This is a genomic window from Propionivibrio sp., assembly GCF_029255185.1.
Lineage (GTDB): Bacteria > Pseudomonadota > Gammaproteobacteria > Burkholderiales > Rhodocyclaceae > Propionivibrio.
Window position 1 is genome coordinate 1 of sequence record NZ_JAPUVO010000093.1, and the last position, 4,081, is coordinate 4,081.

Below are 4,081 nucleotides of genomic sequence, written 5' to 3' on the forward strand. Positions count from 1 at the left end.
CTCCATGAGTCACCCCAAAAAGACAGAAAACTACACAATTCCAAACGCTGTGAACAGCCCCTCTGTAACTCATTGAGCGTAAACGATTATTTCTGTGGGTCGACGACAATGGCATTCGCATTTTGATGCAATTGCCCTGGGGCGATCACCGGGGCATCATCGCCAAGAGTGAAGCCCGTATCGAGCGCCTGCTGGACCGGCTGGACACCGCGTTAAAGCCTGAAGATATGAATATCCCGGGCTACAAATTTCACGGCCTGGTCGGGGATCGCAAGGGCACTTACGCGGTTACGGTGACCGGCAACTGGCGCATCACCTTTCGATTTGAAGGGGACGACGCTATCGATATTGATCTGGAGGATTATCACTGATGAAGAGTTTGCGAGACCCCAAGCGGCGCCCGACGCACCCCGGTGCGGTCCTGCGCGAGGACGTGCTGCCCGCCTTGGAAATGACACAGACGGAACTCGCAGCACGCTTGGGCGTGTCCCGTCTCTCTGTGTCGGAACTGCTGCACGAGAAGCGCGGCATGTCGCTGGAAATGGCCCTGCGTGTAGCCAAGCTGCTTAACACCTCACCCGAGAGTTGGCTGCGGATGCAAGAGGCCGTCGATCTATGGGACGTTCAGCAAAAACCCGAGAAACTGGCAGGCATCAAGCCGCTCAAAAGGGAGTTGCTCGACGCGTAGAGTCTTCACCGGTGCCCGAGCGGATCTGAGGCAAGTCGGGCAATAACTGACGCGAACCGCATTGCGAAGCCGTTTTGACAAAAGCGGATTCATGCACCGAGCAGTCTGCGTACCAGCACCGACTGCATGTCGCGTCGGCCGTCTGCGATCAGGTAGATGATGACCTGACTGCCGGTGATGCGGTAGATCACACGGTAGGCAGGATAAATTTGTTCTACCGCTAACCCATTGATTTGCCGTCCGGGCTTGACCCGGAATCCAGCTCGTTTATCAAACAGGTCTTTTAACATCTTGATCAGTTTTGGTTTTGGCGGGACAAACGCCTACCTTGTTTTTCGCCGCGTATCCGATTGACAATCACGTTGGCTGGACCTTGTGGTGGTGCAGAAGGCCGGACCAGGCCGGGGTATGAGTTCTGAGCGAAAAAATCAGCAACTCGTAGCAACTCGTGGGTCGGGTTAGCCCACAAGGGCGTAACCCGACGCCTGCTCGCCACCCTTCACGTCTCCGCCGACCTGCATAGAAAAATCATAATTTCTATACACGTCACCGGTAACATGCATAAAAAACTCTATTTTCTATACAGGTCATAACCAAGGACGCTTCGCGATGACGATCCTTTCTCCGCTTGAGCAACTGGACGCTGGGCGTTTCGATGCGCCGGCCAGTTCACGCACCCCTATACCAAGATCGAATTCGTGCAGCGCGATCTCAAGGTGTCCCGGCTGACCGCCACCAGGTACATGGACGCGCTGGCCGACGGCGGCTTCGTTCAGAAGCATAAGGTCGGGCGCAGCAACTACTACGTCAACCTCGCGCTCAACGACATTCTGATGAGCAAGCCGGAATGAAAGCTACTTTTCCAGTTCATGGAGCCGAGTCATAGCTGACATCTTCATACGTCAAGTCGCCGATTGACCGCGACCAAATACTCCCGGATACTCATGCAAAAGTTGCATTGAATTTCCTGTCCCCAATGTAAGCTAGGCTCAGAGGTCCATCATGAATCGATCTCCCGAACGCCCCCTTCTTTCTACAGTCGATCAAGCGCTGACTATCGCCATGGTCAGCGACGATTTTCTGCCGGCGGGTACCGGCGCCGGTGTCCATATTCAAAAGGTGACGCGGGAGTTGGTTCGTTTAGGTCATCGTGTCCTGGTCCTGACCAGTCGCCGGCCTGGACAGCCGGCCACGGAAGTCTGGAATGGCGTCGAGTTGCATCGCTTTTTCAGCGTGCCTACCTACGGAATGTACCAGGCCATCCCTTCGCGCTCGGCCATTCGTCAAATCCTTATCGAAAACCGGGTCGATGTCATTCACTACCAATACCTCAGCTTCATGATGTTGCAAGCCATGTCCGTTGCCGGGCCGATGTGGATACGCGCGGTCTATACCGCCCATATGACGATCGATCACATTACCCAGCCCTTCTTCATGAAGCCGTTCCGGAATATTCTGACCCGGCTCTATATTGGCCTCTGCGAGAAATTCGATGACATCGTGTGCGTCTCCGCCAAACAAGGCCGCCAGATGGAGCAGTTCAATCTCACTTCCCGTGTCCACATCATCACCAATCCCATCGATTTCAAGGGCGACGAGGCCAAACCGGTTGAGCGAACGGCACGATTCGTCGTGCTTTACGCCGGCCGGCTGAGTCCGGAAAAGAATATAGGATTCCTCTTGCGAGGCTTTAAGATTCTGGCCGACAGCCGGCCAGGGGTGGAGCTGTGGATCGCCGGACAAGGCGCCTGGGAACAGGAGTTACGCAAGGAGGCGATCATTCTTGGCGTCGAAAACCAGGTCAAGTTCCTGGGCCACGTGGCGCATGATAGCTTGCCGGATCTGTATGCGGGCGCAGACGTGTTCGTGTTGCCCTCGCTGATCGAAACCCAGGGGATGGTGGCTATGGAAGCCATGCGTTTCCGCCGCCCCGTCATCGTCACCAATCGTATCATCTCGGCCCGCGAACTCGTGGACGAAGGGAAAAACGGCTTTATCGTCGACCCTGATTCCGACCAGGAGTTGGCCGACAAACTCGTGCTGCTTTTCGATGATGCCGACCTCCGTCAACGCATGGGGGAAGCGGGCTTCGTCAAGTCGGGACTTTCAAAGACCGCGACGGTGGGCTCCTTCATGGAGCACGTCTATTTCGCTGAGGCCGCAAACACCGCCAAATCCCTGCCGCCCCAGGCACGCTTGACGGAAAGCGAATTCCATCTTGACCGCCGGCAAATTTGCACCGTATGTGAGCGAGGAACGTTTGAGTGGCGCATTGAAAATTCGGCGTCTCAATCCAACGCGCAAACATTCCAGGAGGAATTTTTTGCCGTTTGGCGCTGCAGGAAATGCCGGTCGATTCACTCTTTACCGAAGGTTCCGCTGGCGGAATATTATGAAAAATCTCCATTTCGACAAATAAGAATGAACCCGTATATTCGAAAGGGGTTTCACAATCTCAAGCGACTTCTCGAAAAGCAAGGGATTAACCAAGACTCACGCATTCTGTTTTGTACGGGTTATACAAAGCTGCTCTTGGATTTTTTCCAAAGTCAAGGTTTCCGGTATTTGGAGAAGCTGGAGGAGCCGTTCCAACCGTTGACACCGGACAGTTTGGCAACTCACGCGACGGATTGCCAGGATGCAGTTCTCGTAATCGATTATTTGGAACGCATGGAAAACCCTGAGCTCCTGTTCGCGCTGGCAGCCCGTCAACTTCGAACAGGGGGCATCATGTTCATCAACACCCCCAACGCGCAGTTCGTCGACTTTTCTGAGAAGTCTCGGCATGTTTTTCACCAACCCTATCGCCTTCACATTTTGTCGAGCGAGGCGCTTGAAAACCTGGCTCGGCTTCATGGATTGCGTCGGATAGGTTTTTGGCGGCGCCACTATTTGGACACCCTCTGGCCCTTCGCGAATTTTAGCGCCATGAATGATGCGGCTTATTTTGTTGACGGGTCTTTGGAAGCAGGGTTTAAATTTCACCCTTCGCAGATGTGGCACAAGTGGTGGCGGATCCCCCGCTTTATCTGTCTTGGCTTCTTCGGCGGTCTGTTCCCGAACCGAGCAAATATGCTGGCGGTCTTTGAAAAAAAGGACGTTAAAACACGCTTTGTTCACCCCAAGTCGCTGTAATCCGCTCAACACAAGGGTTTGGTCGATTTTTTCATTTTAAATGTAGCCATGTCTGCTCATCCTATGCACCTCGAAATTCAGACGCATCGCGGAAAGCCGTGCGGGGTGATCCGTTCTACCTTTCGCGCCGACGGCAAGATCAACACACCTCGCATGGCCGGATCAGTGGTGCACCCCTCAATACGCTCAGGCTGATCCAGGCTGCCTTTCGGGGCGATGTCAGGAACGCTTGGCCAGCCAGCATCTGAAGGACGGCGC

At 54.4% G+C, this 4,081-nt stretch carries 5 protein-coding genes and 1 pseudogene; 4 read left to right on the forward strand and 2 right to left on the reverse strand.

Features of this window, described 5'->3' with window-relative positions; all coding sequences use genetic code 11:
• Positions 1–125 precede the first annotated feature (125 nt).
• Positions 126–371, forward strand: coding sequence for a type II toxin-antitoxin system RelE/ParE family toxin (locus Q1J43_RS07115; protein WP_301101736.1), 246 nt, complete (start codon positions 126–128; stop codon positions 369–371).
• On the forward strand, positions 371–688 hold the full coding sequence (locus Q1J43_RS07120; protein ID WP_301101737.1) for a HigA family addiction module antitoxin: 318 nt from the start codon (positions 371–373) through the stop codon (positions 686–688). The genes Q1J43_RS07115 and Q1J43_RS07120 overlap by 1 nt, the downstream gene beginning before the upstream one ends.
• 89 nt (positions 689–777) lie before the next feature.
• Here Q1J43_RS07120 and Q1J43_RS07125 read toward each other — a convergent pair whose 3' ends face one another.
• A complete protein-coding gene (locus Q1J43_RS07125; RefSeq protein ID WP_301101738.1) occupies positions 778–978 on the reverse strand; it encodes a hypothetical protein in 201 nt (66 codons plus the stop codon).
• Positions 979–1,368: 390 nt separating this feature from the next.
• Between Q1J43_RS07125 and Q1J43_RS07130 the strand changes: the two are divergent.
• Both Q1J43_RS07130 and Q1J43_RS07135 read left to right on the forward strand, forming a co-directional pair.
• A pseudogene (locus Q1J43_RS07130) lies at positions 1,369–1,539 on the forward strand (Fic family protein); the annotation flags it as partial.
• A 151-nt stretch (positions 1,540–1,690) separates the two neighbouring features.
• Positions 1,691–3,823: a glycosyltransferase gene (locus Q1J43_RS07135; RefSeq protein ID WP_301101740.1), complete on the forward strand. Its 2,133-nt coding sequence runs from the start codon at positions 1,691–1,693 to the stop codon at positions 3,821–3,823.
• A gap of 77 nt (positions 3,824–3,900) precedes the next feature.
• Here Q1J43_RS07135 and Q1J43_RS07140 read toward each other — a convergent pair.
• On the reverse strand, positions 3,901–4,081 hold a 181-nt coding region (locus Q1J43_RS07140), incomplete at its 5' end, for a hypothetical protein (protein ID WP_301100570.1).